The organism is Paenibacillus sp. D51F (genome assembly GCF_053345695.1).
The window spans coordinates 19,473-35,183 of record NZ_JBKFAO010000007.1 but is presented as its reverse complement, the minus strand read 5'-3'; the positions used below and the strand labels follow the sequence as shown (position 1 = coordinate 35,183).

15 protein-coding genes are annotated in these 15,711 nt (G+C 60.7%); 13 read left to right on the top strand and 2 right to left on the bottom strand.

Annotated elements, in window-relative coordinates:
• Positions 1-45: 45 nt before the first annotated feature.
• The 6 genes from moaA to ytvI all read left to right on the top strand — a co-directional run bounded on the left by moaA (position 46) and on the right by ytvI (position 7,686).
• Positions 46-1,041 carry a GTP 3',8-cyclase MoaA gene (gene moaA, locus ACLBWT_RS13980; RefSeq protein WP_447663754.1) on the top strand — a complete coding sequence of 332 codons (996 nt, stop codon included), beginning with the start codon at positions 46-48 and terminating at the stop codon, positions 1,039-1,041.
• Between the two features lie 85 nt (positions 1,042-1,126).
• Positions 1,127-2,575, top strand: coding sequence for a bifunctional metallophosphatase/5'-nucleotidase (locus tag ACLBWT_RS13975; RefSeq protein WP_447663752.1), 1,449 nt, complete (start codon positions 1,127-1,129; stop codon positions 2,573-2,575).
• A 111-nt stretch (positions 2,576-2,686) separates the two neighbouring features.
• A complete protein-coding gene (locus tag ACLBWT_RS13970) occupies positions 2,687-3,805 on the top strand; it encodes an HD-GYP domain-containing protein (protein ID WP_447663751.1) in 1,119 nt (372 codons plus the stop codon).
• A gap of 188 nt (positions 3,806-3,993) precedes the next feature.
• Positions 3,994-5,118 carry a radical SAM/CxCxxxxC motif protein YfkAB gene (gene yfkAB, locus ACLBWT_RS13965; protein ID WP_447663749.1) on the top strand — a complete coding sequence of 375 codons (1,125 nt, stop codon included), beginning with the start codon at positions 3,994-3,996 and terminating at the stop codon, positions 5,116-5,118.
• A gap of 100 nt (positions 5,119-5,218) precedes the next feature.
• Positions 5,219-6,571 carry a hemolysin family protein gene (locus tag ACLBWT_RS13960; RefSeq protein WP_447663748.1) on the top strand — a complete coding sequence of 451 codons (1,353 nt, stop codon included), beginning with the start codon at positions 5,219-5,221 and terminating at the stop codon, positions 6,569-6,571.
• Positions 6,572-6,654: 83 nt separating this feature from the next.
• Entirely contained in the window at positions 6,655-7,686 is a 1,032-nt protein-coding gene (ytvI, locus tag ACLBWT_RS13955) for a sporulation integral membrane protein YtvI (RefSeq protein ID WP_447663747.1), read from the top strand.
• A 143-nt stretch (positions 7,687-7,829) separates the two neighbouring features.
• Here ytvI and ACLBWT_RS13950 read toward each other — a convergent pair whose 3' ends face one another.
• A complete protein-coding gene (locus ACLBWT_RS13950) occupies positions 7,830-8,552 on the bottom strand; it encodes a YwaF family protein (RefSeq protein WP_447663745.1) in 723 nt (240 codons plus the stop codon).
• 274 nt (positions 8,553-8,826) lie between these two features.
• On the opposite strand from ACLBWT_RS13950, the gene ACLBWT_RS13945 reads away from it, so the two are divergent.
• The 5 genes from ACLBWT_RS13945 (at position 8,827) to ACLBWT_RS13925 (ending at position 12,919) form a co-directional block, all read left to right on the top strand.
• Positions 8,827-9,258: a hypothetical protein gene (locus ACLBWT_RS13945; RefSeq protein ID WP_447663743.1), complete on the top strand. Its 432-nt coding sequence runs from the start codon at positions 8,827-8,829 to the stop codon at positions 9,256-9,258.
• Positions 9,209-11,107: a transglycosylase domain-containing protein gene (locus ACLBWT_RS13940; RefSeq protein ID WP_447663742.1), complete on the top strand. Its 1,899-nt coding sequence runs from the start codon at positions 9,209-9,211 to the stop codon at positions 11,105-11,107. The genes ACLBWT_RS13945 and ACLBWT_RS13940 overlap by 50 nt, the downstream gene beginning before the upstream one ends.
• A 534-nt stretch (positions 11,108-11,641) precedes the next feature.
• Positions 11,642-11,857 (top strand): spore coat associated protein CotJA, encoded by a 216-nt coding sequence (locus tag ACLBWT_RS13935; RefSeq protein WP_076356782.1) that lies wholly within the window; start codon positions 11,642-11,644, stop codon positions 11,855-11,857.
• Between the two features lie 9 nt (positions 11,858-11,866).
• Positions 11,867-12,142 (top strand): spore coat protein CotJB, encoded by a 276-nt coding sequence (locus ACLBWT_RS13930; RefSeq protein ID WP_447663741.1) that lies wholly within the window; start codon positions 11,867-11,869, stop codon positions 12,140-12,142.
• A 207-nt stretch (positions 12,143-12,349) separates the two neighbouring features.
• Positions 12,350-12,919 (top strand): manganese catalase family protein, encoded by a 570-nt coding sequence (locus ACLBWT_RS13925; RefSeq protein ID WP_447663740.1) that lies wholly within the window; start codon positions 12,350-12,352, stop codon positions 12,917-12,919.
• 97 nt (positions 12,920-13,016) lie between these two features.
• On the opposite strand, the gene ACLBWT_RS13920 is transcribed toward ACLBWT_RS13925, so the two are convergent.
• A complete protein-coding gene (locus tag ACLBWT_RS13920; RefSeq protein WP_447663739.1) occupies positions 13,017-13,316 on the bottom strand; it encodes a hypothetical protein in 300 nt (99 codons plus the stop codon).
• A gap of 134 nt (positions 13,317-13,450) precedes the next feature.
• Between ACLBWT_RS13920 and ACLBWT_RS13915 the strand changes: the two genes are divergently transcribed.
• The gene (locus ACLBWT_RS13915) at positions 13,451-14,431 is read left to right on the top strand and encodes a DMT family transporter (RefSeq protein WP_447663738.1); all 981 of its coding nucleotides are present in this window, start codon (positions 13,451-13,453) and stop codon (positions 14,429-14,431) included.
• 97 nt (positions 14,432-14,528) lie between these two features.
• The gene (locus ACLBWT_RS13910) at positions 14,529-15,653 is read left to right on the top strand and encodes a phosphodiester glycosidase family protein (RefSeq protein WP_447663737.1); all 1,125 of its coding nucleotides are present in this window, start codon (positions 14,529-14,531) and stop codon (positions 15,651-15,653) included.
• The last annotated feature ends 58 nt before the right edge of the window (positions 15,654-15,711 follow it).

The following is a 15,711-nucleotide window of genomic DNA, read 5'->3' as shown; positions in this document are numbered from 1 at the left end:
GCAAAAATGTTAAACTGATAAAACAATCAGGAGGGGGAGAGCGAGATGCTGAGCGATCGATTCGGCCGGATCCACGACTATTTGCGCATATCGGTCACGGACCGCTGCAACCTGCGCTGCCTCTACTGCATGCCAGAAGAAGGCATGCAGTTCGCAGATTCCGACACGCTGCTGAGCTACGACCATATCGTCGAGGTCGTCCAGTCGGCGGCGGCCCTCGGCTTCCGCAAGCTGCGCATCACCGGAGGAGAGCCGCTCGTACGTCCGGGTCTGGACGGCCTCATCCGCAGTCTCAAGGCCGTCGAGGGCATCGAGGAGATTTCCATGACGACCAACGGGATGCTGCTCTCCAGACATGCGGAGGCGCTCCGCGATGCAGGCCTGGACCGCGTCAACATCAGCCTGGATACGCTGGATCCGGCGCGCTTCCGGTTCATCGCCAGGCGCGGCGGGCTGGAGCAGGTCATTGCGGGCATCGAGGCGGCCGCGCGGGCAGGACTGGGCCCGATCAAGCTCAACTGCGTCCTGCTCAAAGGAATCAACGAGGATGAGATCCGATCGTTCCTGCGGATGTCGATCGAGCATCCCCTGCATGTCCGTTTCATTGAATACATGCCGATCGGCCATGACGACGAGCAGTGGAGAAACGCTTATCTTCCTCTCGGCCGAGTCATGGAGGAAGCAGGCGGGCTCGGCATTCCCTATGCGCCGGTGTCGCGGCTTGCCGGCAACGGCCCTTCGGACAATTGGGCGTTCTCCGGAGCTTCCGGCTCGTTCGGGCTGATCCATCCCGTCAGCGACCGCTTCTGCGCCGCCTGCAACAGGCTCCGCTTGACCGCGGACGGAAGCCTGCAGCCTTGCCTGTACTGGGTGGATGAGCTGAACGTCAAGCAGGCGCTGGGGAATCCGGCTGCCATGCGCGAGCTGTTCTTCCGAGCGGCCAGGCTCAAGCCCGAGAACCACGAGATGGCGGCCAAGCTGCATGGAGAAATGCTGAGCCATACTCCTACTGCCCGGCGGATGTCCCAGATCGGCGGCTGAAGGGCTTCGGGCTTAACTGTACATCAGCGGCTGTTGGAAGACGCCATTCATAGATCATAACCTGGAGCCCAGCGGGAGGATGTCCATGGATGAGAGAATCATAGATCGGGAGCCGCTCGTCGTGCTGCTCCACAGCAACGATATCCACAGCCGTCTGGAAGAGGCGGCCCGAATATCGGATTATATCGCGGATACACGGCGGACTTGGGGAGCGGACCGGGTCATGGCCGTCGACATCGGCGACCATCTCGACCGGATGAGGCCGGAGACGGAAGGAAGCGGAGGCAGCGTCAATATCGAGCTCCTCAACGCCGCCGGATATGAAGCCGGCGTGCCGGGCAACAACGAAGGGCTGACATATACCAAGGAAGAGCTGGAGCGGCTGTACGGCTGCGAAGCGAGATTCCCGGTGCTCTGCTGCAATCTGGAGGATGCCGATGCCGGCGAGCTTCCGGAATGGCTGCTGCCCTCCCTGGTCATCCCTAAAAACGGTCTGGCCATCGGACTGATCGGAGCTACGGCGCCATATCCGAACTTCTACGGCCTGCTCGGATGGACGGTCAAGGATCCGGTCGAAGCGATCCGGGAGCAGGCGGAGCAGCTGCGTCCAACGGTCGATGTCCTGGTCGTCCTGTCCCATCTGGGACTTCCGGTAGACCGCAGGCTGGCTGAAGAAATCCCCGGCATCGACCTCATTCTCGGCGGCCACACGCATCATCAGCTGGACGAGCCGATCGCAGTCGGGACGACCTTGCTGTGCGGTACCGGAAAATTCGGCGAGCATGTGGGCAGGATCGAGATCGGAAGAGATGCCGAGAGCGGCCGGCTGACGTTTCAGGCCGGCCTCATCGCGACGGCTTCCATGAAAGAGGAGCCGCGGGCGGCCATGATTTTGGAGCGTTTCAAGGAATCAGCCCGGCTCAGCATGTCGCGAGCCTGCGCGGTGCTGGACCGGCCGCTCCCTCTCGATACGGACCGCGAATCTCCGCTCGCCAACCTGCTGGCGGCCGGAGTGCGCCGCTGGACGGGAGCCGATATCGGCCTCGTCAATTCCGGGCAACTGCTCGGCGGCCTGGCGGCGGGCGAGATCAGCGACGGACTGCTGCACTCGCTGTGCCCCTCTCCGGTCAACCCTTGCCGCATTCTGCTCAAGGGCAGCCAGATCCGCCTGGCGCTGGAGCAGTCTTTGCTGGAGGAGTACACCCGCATGGAGATTCGCGGCTTCGGCTTCCGCGGCAGGGTGCTCGGATGCCTGGCCATGGATGGACTCGAGCTGGAGTGGGATGAGCGCCGCCCTGCCGGCAGCCGCATCACGATGCTGAAGGCAGGCGGGAGCGATCTGGACGACGACAGGGAATATCCGGTCGGAACGCTGGACATGTTCACGTTCGGCGTCGGCTATCTGTCCCTGAAAGAAGGCCGGGACATCAAGTATTTCCTGCCCGAATTCCTTCGCCATGTCCTGGCCGGAGAGCTGCGGAGCCCTGCCGGCCTGGACGGCTGCTTCCTCCGGCGCACCCGGCTGCGTCCTTGATGCGCGCGGCCGGAGAAGCATAACATTCCGGTTCGGACATGCCGATAAACGAATACGTATGCTCAGCATTATCGACTCGTGAAATTTATGGACGGCAGGAGCGACCTGGGAATGATTCTGATGCCTCTCAGCATGTGCAGGCCGGGGATGATACTGGCCAAGAAGATTCTCTCCGAAGAAGGGATCGTGCTCCTTGGAGAACGAATGGAGCTGACCGCCCGAATCATCGAGCGGCTCAAGGAATGCCATATCAATTTCCTTTATATACAGGATGAATTCACGGAAGACATCATCGTGCCGGAGCTGATCAGCGAAGACACGATGAGGGTAGCGATGACCGAGATCCGCAGCAGCTTCCGCCAGATGATGGACGCGCCTCCGCGCAAGCGGGGGGTCGCCTATCCCTTTGTCGGCAAGCAGCTTGCCGATGTGATGAACCGGGTCATCGACGATCTGACCTCCCATAAGGAATCCGTCGTCATGCTGATGAACATGGCCTCGATCGACCATTACCTCTATCAGCACTCGCTCAATGTATGCGTATATACGACCATGCTTGGAATATCGCATGGCTACTCCAGGGACAAGCTCATGATGCTCGGCATGGGAGCGCTGCTCCACGACGTCGGCAAGACCCGGATTTCCTCGGAGGTGCTCAAGAAGCCGGGCACGCTTACTCGAGAAGAATACGAGGAAATGAAGCGCCATACGTTGTACGGGCATGAAATATTGGCGAATGAGCCGAATATCCCTCCTCTCGCAGCTCTTTGCGCTCTCCAGCACCACGAACGGCTGGACGGAAGCGGCTACCCTCACGGGCTGGCGGGCAAGGAGATTCACGACTTCTCCAAATGGATCGGAATGGTGGATTCCTACGACGCCATGACGACCAACAGGATCTACCGGAACCCGATGCTCCCCCATCAGGCGGTTGAGGCGTTGTATGCGGGTACCGGTACGCAGTACGAGCAGTCGATGGTGCAGCTGTTCCGCGACAAGGTCGCGATCTACCCGATCGGCATGACCGTACGTCTGCAGACCGGTGAAGTCGGAGTCGTCGTGGATGTCCGGGCTACCTGTCCGCATCGCCCTATCGTGAGGGTGCTGCAGGATGACGTCGGGATGCGGCTGAACGCTCCTTACGAGATCGACATGAGCCTGCAGCTCACCCGCATGATCGCGGGCGTCAACGACGAGCAGCCGGAGGAGACCGCCGCTGTAGGCGTATAGCTTCGGGATTTGGCGGCCGGAATGACGGACGAAATCCAAGCCCCATGAATGAAGCCCATCGTGAGCAGGCCTCGAGAGAGGCCTGCTTTTATTTGCTTCCGAACGGCCGGGAGCCGTTTGATATGTCCAAGCCGTAGAAGTACAATAGACCCAGATGTCTACTACGAAGAATTAAGGTGCTGTTAGAAATGACTTCCAACCTGCAACAAACGTCAGCTCCCCTCTCTCCGGCCAACGATCCTTGGGATCCGCTGGAGAGCCTCGCCCGGCATGGCAGCCATGCGCTGACAAGCGTGGAGTTCACGGTCACCAATCTATGCAATATGCGCTGCGAGCATTGCGCGGTCGGCGACACGCTGACGATGCGGGAGCCGGACAAGCTGCCTCTGCAGCTTCTGCTCCGCCGCCTCGACGAAGTCGGGCAGCTGCGGACGATCAGCATAACCGGGGGCGAGCCGTCCTATTCGGAGCGCACGGTCAAGGACTATATCGTGCCTATTCTGCAGTATGCGCGCAGCCGGGGCATCCGTTCGCAACTCAATTCCAACGTGACGCTCGATTACGGCCGCTATGCCCTTATCGCTCCATATCTGGACGTGATGCACATCTCCTTCAACTATACTTCTGCGGAAGATTTCCATGAGGTCGGCTTCGCCCGTTCGGGGCATGCCGTGCCGAAGACAGCCGCGGTCCGCATGTACGAAAGGATGATGGACAATGCGCGCAGGCTCAGCGAAGACGGCGTGCTCGTGTCCGCCGAATCCATGATCAATTACCGCACCCATCGCAAAATGCCCGAAATCCACCAGCTGATCCGGGAGATGGGATGCGCCCGCCACGAGGTGCACCCGATGTACCCGAGCGCATGGGCGAGCGATCTGCCCGCGCTGTCCAAGGAAGAGATGAGGGCGGCCGTATCGGATCTGCTGGATTGCCGCGACGAATCGATGTGGATGCTGTTCGGCACGCTCCCGTTCTACTCCTGCAGCGATGATGAAGAGGACCGCAGGCTGCTTGCCAGGCTGCGCGGCGAATCCCGGGTCACCGTGCGCAACGACCCGGACGGCCGCAACCGTCTCAACGTCAACCTGTTTACGGGCGATGTGTTCGTCACGGACTTCAGCGATATTCCGGCCTTCGGCAATATCGGCCGCGACCGGCTGGACGATGTGTTCGGCCGCTGGCTGGAGCATCCGCTGAGCCGCAGCGTCAACTGCCACTGTCCGGCAGCCGCTTGCTGCGGTCCGAACCTGCTCGTGAAGGACATGTATTACCGGGATACCGACTTCTTGTCGAAAAAAGCGATTTTGTAGCCCTGCCGCGGCCGCGCCGACTGCTTCGGCGGGGCCGATTTCGGGGAATAGGGGTGAAAAAGGCTCCATGCCTGCTTACTATTGATGGAGGGTATCCGAAATGACCAAAGAATTCGTTCCTGGCGAAATTATTCTCAACCTTGCCCTTGTCGCCGTTCTCGTGCTGCTCAACGGATTTTTCGTTGCGGCCGAGTTCGCGCTCGTCAAGGTACGCTCGACGCGGCTGACGCAGCTGCGCTCCGAAGGCAACAAGAAAGCCGCATACGCGCTGCGGGTCACGCATCGTCTCGACGCTTACCTCTCGGCGACCCAGCTCGGCATTACGCTGGCTTCGCTCGGACTGGGCTGGGTCGGCGAGCCGGCCGTCTCGCATATGATCGTGGAGCCTCTGCTGTTCAAGTTCGGAGTCACGAGCGAATCGGTCATCTCGACGGTATCCCTGATCATCGGGTTCCTGGTCATCACCTTCCTGCACATCGTGCTCGGCGAGCTCGCTCCCAAGTCGCTGGCCATCCAGAAGGCGGAGGACGTTTCCCTCTGGCTGTCCGGACCGCTCATGTTCTTCTACAAGGTGTTCAAGCCGGCGATCGTCGTGCTCAACGGAGCTGCCAACGGCCTGCTGAAGCTGTTCGGCATCGCTCCGGCCAGCGAGCATGAGACGGCCCATACCGAAGAGGAGATCCGCCTGCTCGTCAACCAGAGCGCCAAGAGCGGAGTCATCGATTCCAACGAAATGAAGCTCGTCGACAATATTTTCGATTTCTCCGACATGGTGGCCCGCGAGGTCATGCTGCCCCGGACGGATATGGATTGCCTTTTCGCCAACCTGTCCTTCGGCGACAACCTGAACATCGTCTACCGCACCAAGCATACGCGCTATCCGGTCGGCCTGGAGGACAAGGATCAGATCATCGGGTTCGTCCATATCACCGACCTGTTGACGGCGGATGCGGGACGCGACCATAATGTGCGCGAGCTGATCCGGCCGGTGCTGAACGTGCCGGAATCGATGGAGATCAGCCAGGTGCTGCAGCTGATGCAGCGCCGCCATTCGCAGCTGGCCATCGTCGTGGACGAGTACGGCGGCACGGCCGGCATGCTGACGACGGAGATGATCCTCGAGGAGATCGTGGGAGAGATCCATGACGAATTCGACCAGGACCAGCCGAGCGTCGTCGTCAAGGATCAGGTGACGACCGTCGAGGGGCGCATGCTCATCGACGATATCAACGATATGTTCCGCCTCGACATCGAGGATGACGATGTCGATTCCATCGGAGGATGGCTCTTCATCCGGCTGGAAGGAAATCCTGCAAGAGGCAAGAAAGTCGTCTATGGCGAATATGTATTTGAGATAGCAGATTGCCAGCGACTTCGCGTGCTGCGCGTACATATCTACCGCGATCCCGCAGCCGAAGCCCTTCCCGCAGAGGCGGAGCAGGCCGACAGCTGAACCCTGAGAGGCTGGACACAGCTCTTGCCGGGGATGCGGCCGGGATCAGCCAGGGGCGCCGCACCCCTTGGGGAGAGAAGCCGATGTCTGTCAAAACCCTTGTTTTCATCGCAGTAGGCCTGCTGTTGCTGTACTTGAGCTTCACCGTGGGGGCTCCGTTCCTGCTCGCTCTCGTCGTCGCCATCTTCCTGGAGCCGCTGAACGGCCTGCTGATGCGCCGGGCGAGGATGAACCGGCTGTCCGCGGCGATCGTCTCCTGCACGCTGTTCACGCTTGCGCTGCTTGCGCTGGCGGGAGGCATCGGCTTCAAGCTGATCGCCGAGCTCATCGCCTTCTGGGATCGCGTGCCGGGCATGGTGGCGGATGCCAACCAATACTTCCTGCATACGACCGACAACGCCAAGGACCTGTACACGAACATGCCTCCCGATGCGGCGGCGCAGCTCGAGAAGGTGCTGGGCGGCCTGACCGGGACGCTGATGTCCGTCGTCACGGGCTTCTCCAAGTCCGTCGTCCAGTTCGCCTCGGGGCTGCCGGGAATGTTCATCTTCTTCATCGTGTTCATCGTAGCCGTTTACATGTTCAGCTTCAGCCTGAATACGATGCGCAAGTCATTCCTGTCGCAGTTCCACGAGGATTCCCAGCTGCAGGTCGGATCGGTGCTGGACAATCTCAAGTCGTCCATCTTCGGATTCCTGCGGTCCCAGCTGCTGCTAAGCCTCGTCACGTACATCATCACGCTGCTCGGCCTCGTCATTCTCGGGATCAACTACTCCCTGGCCATCGCGCTGCTGATCGTCGTCGTGGATATACTGCCGATTCTCGGCACCGGGTCCGTGCTCGTCCCTTGGGCAGCTTACCTCATGATGACGGGCCAAGTCGGGACGGGCATCGGCCTGCTGGTGCTGTTCCTCGTCATTACGGTCGTCAGGCGGATCATCGAGCCGAAGATTCTCGGAGATTCCGTCGGCATCGGCTCGATCTCCGCGCTGGTCAGCCTGTATGTAGGCTTCAAGCTGGTCGGCGTCATCGGCGTGTTCATCGGACCGCTGGTCGTCATCATCTACATGGCCGCCCGCAAGGCCGGACTGTTCAAGCTCCGGATTCGGCTGTAACGAAGGCGAAAGCCCGCTGCTCTGGCATAACCAGGAGCAGCGGGCTTTTTTGTGCGGCTGCTCGGGTCGATCCGCTTGCCTCATGGGGGAGGCATGAGCCGCGAATACTCCGCGCATCCACAGCCATGCGGATAAAGAAGCCTTCAGGAGGCGGCCGGCTGCTTGCTGTCCTCTGCACGGTTGATGCGGGCAAAGGGCAGATACAGCAGGAAGAAGAGCAGCAGCGCGACCAGCTCGAGCGAAAGGATGTACCACGGATAAGGACCGAGGACATCCAGCAGCGAGGAGGACGAAGGCTTGCGTGCAAGGAACATATAGTTGGCTCCCGTCAGCCTGTCGACGGCATAAACGAAGACGGCGATGACATTGACGGCTGCCCAGGCGGTGAAGACGGAGCGCAGCGTCGGCCGGAATCCTTCTACCCAGACCATGTAGAGGGCGGAGACGATCAGCAGGCCGTGCGCGATGAAAAATTCCAGGAAACGGAAATGTGGGTAAGCGTATGCCAGCACAGGCGTGGCCAGTGCCTGGAGAGCGCCACCGATCGCCGTGAAGTAGACGATGCCGAACAGAAAACGGCTGCGCAGCAGCAGCATCAGGACGGATAAGTACAAGGAGATGCTGCACAGCTCGAGCGGCAGCGTGGAAGAGGGGCTGTATACATCTCCGCGTACATACCAGACATTGAGCAGAATCTCGCATGCCGCCAGCAGCGCCGCCAGGATGAAGCGTCCGGGAGCCGGCCTCAGGGCGAGCTTGCGGCGAAGCAGATAGACGGCCAGCACGACGGCGGCAATGAGCAGCAGGCTGGCCAGATGGGCCGCCCCGAAAGGCGCGAATTTCGCTGTCACATCCGTTCCAAACATGAGGAACCCCCTTTTTGTATTTTTTTCCACCTATTGTAGCACAGCCCCGTACGCTGCGGGATTTGGGGGTTCCTTCTTCTGGCAGCGAACGGAATTTCGAAGTCCTCCTCCTGGCAGGGAAGGATCCCCGGGTTCCTTCGGAACGATGCTGGGAGATTCTTCTCTCGCGTGAATATTCATCTCCTGCCGGAAAGTTAAGAATTTCCTAAGCCGCATCTCCCGCGATTATTAAGAACTTCCTGGTAAGGTCGTAATCATAGGGAGGGATTGCGGCATGTCATTTGAAGCCATCCGAAGAAAGTTTTATCTCGCATGCGTTTCATCGGCCATTCTCAGCGGAGCTTGCGGATACTTGCTGCTGCGGCTGCTGAGATTGTTGACCCGGTCAAGCGGAATCGGGAGAGGGAGCCTGCCGGCCCGGTCGGCTGCCTGGATCGTCAATCATGTCGGCGCCAAACCGGCGCTGCTGATGGCATGTGCCGCCCTTTTTCTGGTTTTCTACCATTGGCGCTCCGGCAAGCTGCGGGAAGAGTATGAAGCCTGCCTGCCGACTGCGGAAAGGCTGCCGAAAGAGGCGATGATGAGAAACTCCCTGCATGAAGCGGAGAAGCAGCTGGCCGACATTCGGGGACGCATGCAGCGCTGGGAGCAGCGGAATGGAGAAAGGACGGACAAGTCCGATGCGCCGGATGAAAGGGAATATTAAGAAGCCGTGGAGCCGCCTTCCCTTATGGCAAAGCCGCTTCTGGTTCGATGCGGCTGCGGTTGCGGCAGCCTTATGCATGCTCGGAATCGCCGCGCTGCACTGGGCGGGAGACGCCGTCACGGACGGCGCGCGCGCACTTGGCGAGCCGGTCGCGCCCTCGCTTCTGATCGACCGCCAGGGCAAGCAGCTGGGCGTGCTGACGAGCCCGCAGTATGGATATCGTGGAGGAGAGCTGGAGCGGCAGCTCCCTCATCTGTTGAAGGAAGCCTTCGTGGCGACGGAGGACAAAAGGTTCTATTCGCATGGCGGCATCGACTTCCGCGCCCTGCTCAGAGCCGCGGCAGCAAATGTCTCCAGCGGCCGGATCGTCGAGGGAGGCAGCAGCATCACGCAGCAGCTCGCCAGGACGGCCTATCTGTCCAATGAGAAGAGCTTGCTGCGCAAAGCTCTCGAAATGGCCGCCGCGCTCTCCTTGGAACGGCGCTATTCCAAAGACGAGCTGCTCCGCCAGTATTTGAGCCGGGTCTACATGGGCAAGCAGCTGTACGGTGTGAAAGCGGCGGCTGAGCGCTACTTCGGCGAGTCGAGGCTGGAGCGTCTGGAGCTGTGGCAGATTGCGACGCTCGCAGCCATCCCGAAGGGACCGGCGCTGTACAATCCGATCGACCACCCGGAGCGCAGCAAGGAGCGGCGCCAAGTCGTCCTGCGGCTCATGCGCGAGCAAGGATATATTACGCAGCGGCAAATGGAGATGGCCGGCGCCGTCGATTACAAGGCGCCTGCGGCGCCGAAAAAGCCGGCGAGCGCTTCTCTCGCAGAAGCCGTCATCCGGGAGGCGGGGGAGAGAGCTTCGCTGTCCGAAGAGGAGCTGCTCGGCGGGGGATACACGGTTGCGGTCGGTCTGGATGCGGGCTTGCAGGCTGACATCGAGAAGAAGCTTGCCAGAGATGCCGATCTGCCCAAGAGCTCTCTCGGCAAGCCGGTTCAAGCGGCTGCCGTCGTGCTGGACAACGGGACTGCCGAGATCATGGCCTTCGCGGGAGGCAGCAGCGGGGCCTCGGGCGGATTCAACCGTGCGTTCGCCCGCCGCCAGCCCGGCTCGGCATTCAAGCCGATCTCCGTATACGGACCGGCGCTGGAGACGGGCTTGTACTCCCCGGAATCCATGCTGGAGGACCGCAAAGCCAGCTACGGCGGCTACGCCCCGACGAATCCGGGAGGGGTATACAGAGGAAGCGTCCCGATGCGGCAGGCCGTCCAGAATTCGATCAATTCCCCCGCGGTATGGCTCCTTCAGCAGATTGGGCTGCAAGCCTCGGTGAAATTCGCCTCGGGGCTCGGTATCCGGCTAGGGAAGGAAGACCGGCATCTGGCGATTGCGCTCGGAGGACTGTCTTCCGGAGTTACGCCGGTTGAGATGGCCCAGGCTTACCGGGCGTTCGCGGCCGGAGGAAGCTATGAGGAAGCGCATCTCATCCGCAGCATCACGGATCGGCATGGCAGAATCGTCTATGCCTTCCAGCCTGCCGGCAAGAGGGCGATGTCGGCGGAAACCGCGGCCGCCATGACCTCCATGCTGCAAGGCGCCGCCCGGGACGGAACCGGCAGGAAGGCGGGCTTGGGTCGAGAAGTGGCCGGCAAGACCGGCACGACGCAGCTGGAGGGCGGTCCTCCCGGATCGAGCCGGGATGCCTGGTTCGTCGGGTATACGGCACGTTATACCGCATCCGTATGGATGGGCTTGGACAGAGCCGGAGCGGAGTACATGACGGCATCCGGAGCGGATGCGGCCCGTTTGTTCGCCGTCATAGCCCGAGCTGTCGATTCGCGTCCAGTCGCGGGGAGATGAGGCTGGGCTCCCATATCGGGCATGATTGCCTGCATGCATCGGAATGGATGCCGAGCGTGCGGAACAAGCGGCTTCTATCGGCAGGACGATCATGCAGGCGGCTGGGAGCTGCCATCCTGCGATTCGTGCCGGGTCGCACGGTCTTTTAAAATTATGGCAAGTTGGAAAAGCCATCCTACATACCCTTTAAACGAGCATAACAGCAGGGCGCCGAATGTCCCGGCTTGACGAGCCGACGCGCCCAGGTCAGTCAGAAGGGATGATGGCATGAACATGCAGGCAGGCAGGCAAGGAGCGGGAGCTCCGGCTTCGTACGGCGCTGCACCGGGTCCATACGGCGGCGTCATCGGGAATCAAGGCTATTCTCCCGGAACCTATCGAAATGAGCCCGAGTTCCAGGCTTCTGTCCAGGGAGGCTATGGAGCTCAGGGCGGATACGGGAATCAAGGCGGATACGGCGGAAATCAAGCCCAAGGAGGGTACGGCGCCGTCCAGCCGGCAGGCTATCAAGGCGGGGAAATTCCTCCTCCGGGCGTGCCCGGAGCCGGATACCGGGAGTGGTTCCCGTTCCATGGTCCGTTCGATCCTTGTCCGCCCATTCAGGTGAAGACGTACGTCATCCCTCCCAACCAGTATATTCCCTATCAGCCGATGGGACTGCCTCAGTATCCGCTCGAGGAAGCGCTTAGGCTGGGCACGCTGTGGCCGGCGCTCTACAGTCCTTACGAATCCAGATGCGGAAGGAGCTGACCGGGATCTATGAGCGAGGAGAAGCAGGTGTTTGACATGGAAGCCTACTATGCCCAGTTGAGGGAGCTCCAGACGCTGGATTTCGCGCTTGTGGAGCTGAATCTGTATCTCAACACCCATCCGGGAGACATGCAGGCGATCCAGCAGTTCAACCAGCTGGCCCAGAAACGGCAGGCTTGCGCCCAGCAGTTCGAAATGCAGTTCGGTCCGCTCGTGAACTTCGGCAACAGCTACTCCCGTTACCCATGGCAGTGGAGCGAGACTCCATGGCCGTGGCAGGTATGACCGCATGTGTTCAGCAGGGTCGGAAATGCGGCAAGCAGGCAACATAGCCGGAGCCGGCTGTCAGCGCAGGTGCAGCGGGTGCGCAGCGTCGATGAGGGAGGAGCCGGCAAGGCTCCCCCTGGCGACGCGGGCTAAAGAGACAGCTGGGAATGAAGCGGAGCAGGACAAGGCAATAGCGTCTCATAACCGGGAAAGCGGGGTGGAACGATGTGGCTCTATGAAAAAAAGCTTCAGTATCCGGTTCGAGTAAGCAAATGCGATCCCATGATGGCCAAATTCCTGACGGAGCAGTACGGGGGGGCGGACGGGGAGCTGGCGGCGGCGCTGCGCTACTTGAACCAGCGCTACACGATTCCCGATAAGGTCATCGGAGTCTTGAACGATATCGGCACGGAGGAATTCGCCCATCTGGAAATGATCGCGACGATGATCTACAAACTGACCAAGGACGCAACGCCCGACCAGCTGAGAGCGGCGGGGCTGGGAGCCGATTTTGTCAATCATGGCGGGGACTTGTTCTACGAGAATGCCGCCGGAATTCCTTGGACGGCTACTTATATCGCGGCCAAGGGCGATCCGCTTGCGAATCTGTACGAGGATATCGCGGCAGAGGAGAAAGCCCGGGCCACCTATCAATGGCTCATCGATTATACGGACGACGTCGATCTGCAGGACAGCTTGAAGTTCCTTCGCCAACGGGAAATCGTCCATGCGATGAGGTTCAAGGAATCCGTGGAAATTATCAAAGCGGACATGGGCCAGAAGAAGATGTTCTGAACGAACTGCGACATATCGGAAAACGAGAAGAGTCTACAGGAACATAGGGAAAAACGCCGGGGGCGCTCCGGCGTTTTTTGTTTGGACGGCAAGAGAATCAGCGGTCGAATATGGAAGGGGGACGGTGTCCGCCGCCATGGAAACCGCCGCCATGGAAACCGCCGCCATGGAAGCCTCCCCCTCCGTGGAAACCGGAGCCGCCGGGACCGAAGCCCGGGCCATGGAACCCGGGACCGAAGCCGGGGCCGTGAAAGCCGGGACCGAACCCGGGACCGAATCCAGGACCGAACCCGCCGATCGGGTACTGAATGGGGAGAGGAACAACTTCCGGATAGGGCGGATAAGGGTAGGGGTACGGATAAGGCGGGTAGCCGGGACCTACAGGTACAAATGACATGCGCATGCCTCCGATGGATTAAGGATGTTATAGCCTATGCCGGCACGGGCGGAACGGACACTGGCCTACTTGGCCGAAAAGCGGTTTAATAGCATTAAAGCGATTGAGTTGTGCAAAAAGGGAGGAGAGCCGTCATGCGTCCTATCGCGCTCGGCGCCGCATCGGCATTATTGTTCGCGGTCACGTTCGTGCTCAACCGCGGGATGGAGCTTGCGGGGGGCAGCTGGCTCTGGAGCGCATCGCTCCGATATTTCTTCATGGTTCCGCTGCTCATGCTTCTCGTCGGCGCGAGAGGCAGGCTGCTTCCCCTGTTCCGGGAGATGAGGCTCAGGCCCGGCAGCTGGCTGCTGTGGAGCTTTGTCGGCTTCGGGCTGTTCTACGCCCCGATCTGCTATGCGGCCGCCTATAGTCCCGGCTGGCTGACGGCGGGGGTGTGGCAGATCACGATCATATCCGGATCGCTGCTGGTTCCTTTCTTCTATGAGACGGTCATGACTTCGGAAGGAGCCCGCAGAAGGCGTCAGAAGCTTCCGCTGAGAGGACTTGCGTTGTCATTGATCATCCTTGCGGGCGTCGCGCTGATGCAGATCGGATATGCGAGCCCGCTGGACGCCGGAGAAGCATGGCTGGGGATCATGGCTGTCGTCGTGGCCTCCTTTGCCTATCCGCTTGGCAACCGCAAGATGATGGAGCTCTGCGGAGGCCGGCTGGACGCCTACCAGCGAGTGCTGGGAATGACGATTGCCAGCCTGCCTTGTTGGCTGCTGCTGGCCGCGCTCGGCTGGTCGATGGATGGACCGCCGTCCGGCGGCCAGCTGCTGCAGACGCTGCTCATCGCCGTGTTTGCCGGAGTGGCGGCTACGGTGCTCTTTTTCCACGCCACCGATCTGGCCCGACGCAGCACGGAGAAGATGGCTTCCGTCGAGGCCACCCAATCCCTGGAGGTGCTGTTCGCGGCGGGAGGAGAGATGCTGCTGCTCGGAAGCGCCTATCCTTCTCCGATTTCCTGGATCGGAATGATCGTCGTCATGGCCGGAATGGTTCTGCACAGCTATGCCTCCCGCCCGCGAAGCAGCTCCTTGCGCGCGGATAGAGCCGAAGCCAAGGAGGGATAGATGAACCTTGCCGCAGCAGCGGCGCTGCTTCCATTTATTCCTGAAACTTTCATCCCGCTCCCTTCGTCTGAGTCGTTGACTATATGTGGAGAGAGGGATGACGTTGGCGCAATTAGCTTCCCGCTCGCAGGCCCGCAAGAAGCGGAGCCGCAAGAAACGGGGATTTTTCGCAAGTCTGTTCCGCCTGTGCCTGATGTTGTGCGCGGCCGGAATCGTCGCATCCGGAGCTTTGGCCGCATGGCTTTTCTATACCCCCAGCGGAAATGAATACCGCTATCTGGCGGCGGATACGCTGATTACGACGCAGCATCGCATCTGGGCCAAGTATCTCATCGGCCAGGAGGAGCTGGACAAGCGCGTCGCCTCCTACCAGCAGTCCTTCGACAAGATGGGCCAGGAGGCGGATCATCATGAGATCATGCAGCCGGCCGGTTCGTCGACGGCTTCCGACAAGCCGAAGGAGCTGGTCACCGTCGAGCCGATATCCCGCAAGTCCTTCAAGGGCTTCGTGATGACGGTCAGCGATCCGACCAAGATCCGGCTCGGCATTCCTGCCGCCAAGGGCAAAGGGGAAAAGGTCACGAGCATGGTCAAGCGCTACGGGGCGATCGCGGGAGTCAACGCCGGCGGATTCGCGGACCCGAACTGGAAGGGCAACGGCTTCCAGCCGATCGGAGCCGTCATTTCACGCGGCAAGGTGCTCTACCAGGATCTCGACAAATCCAAGAGCACCCAGATCGTCGGCCTCGACAAGAGCGGCAAGATGATCGCCGGCCATTACACGCTGAAGCAGCTGGAGGATTTGGGCATTCAGGAAGGCGTCACGTTCCAGCCGCGCATCATCGTGAACGGCAAGGGGCTCGTCAAAAACCATGGCGACGGCTGGGGCATCGCTCCCCGCACCGCGATGGGCCAGAAGGCGGACGGATCGATCTTGTTCGTCGTCATCGACGGCCGCCAGCCGGGCTACAGCATCGGGGCGGATCTGTACGACGTGCAGAATATCCTGCTGGATCACGGCGCGGTCATTGCGGCCAATCTCGACGGCGGCTCGTCCACCGTGCTGGTGAACGGCGGAGAGATTGTCAACAATCCGTCTTCCCAGCATGGCGAACGGTACTTGCCGACCGCGTTCCTGGTGTTCGACGACCCCGATGCGGTCAGCATCCCCAATGTATGGCAAGGGCTGAAGCCGGGAGACATCGACGCCTCCAAGTGGTAGGTTGCCTATTGCGGGCGCTTCCCGTATGATGATGGCAATCAATCAGGCAAAGGGTGGG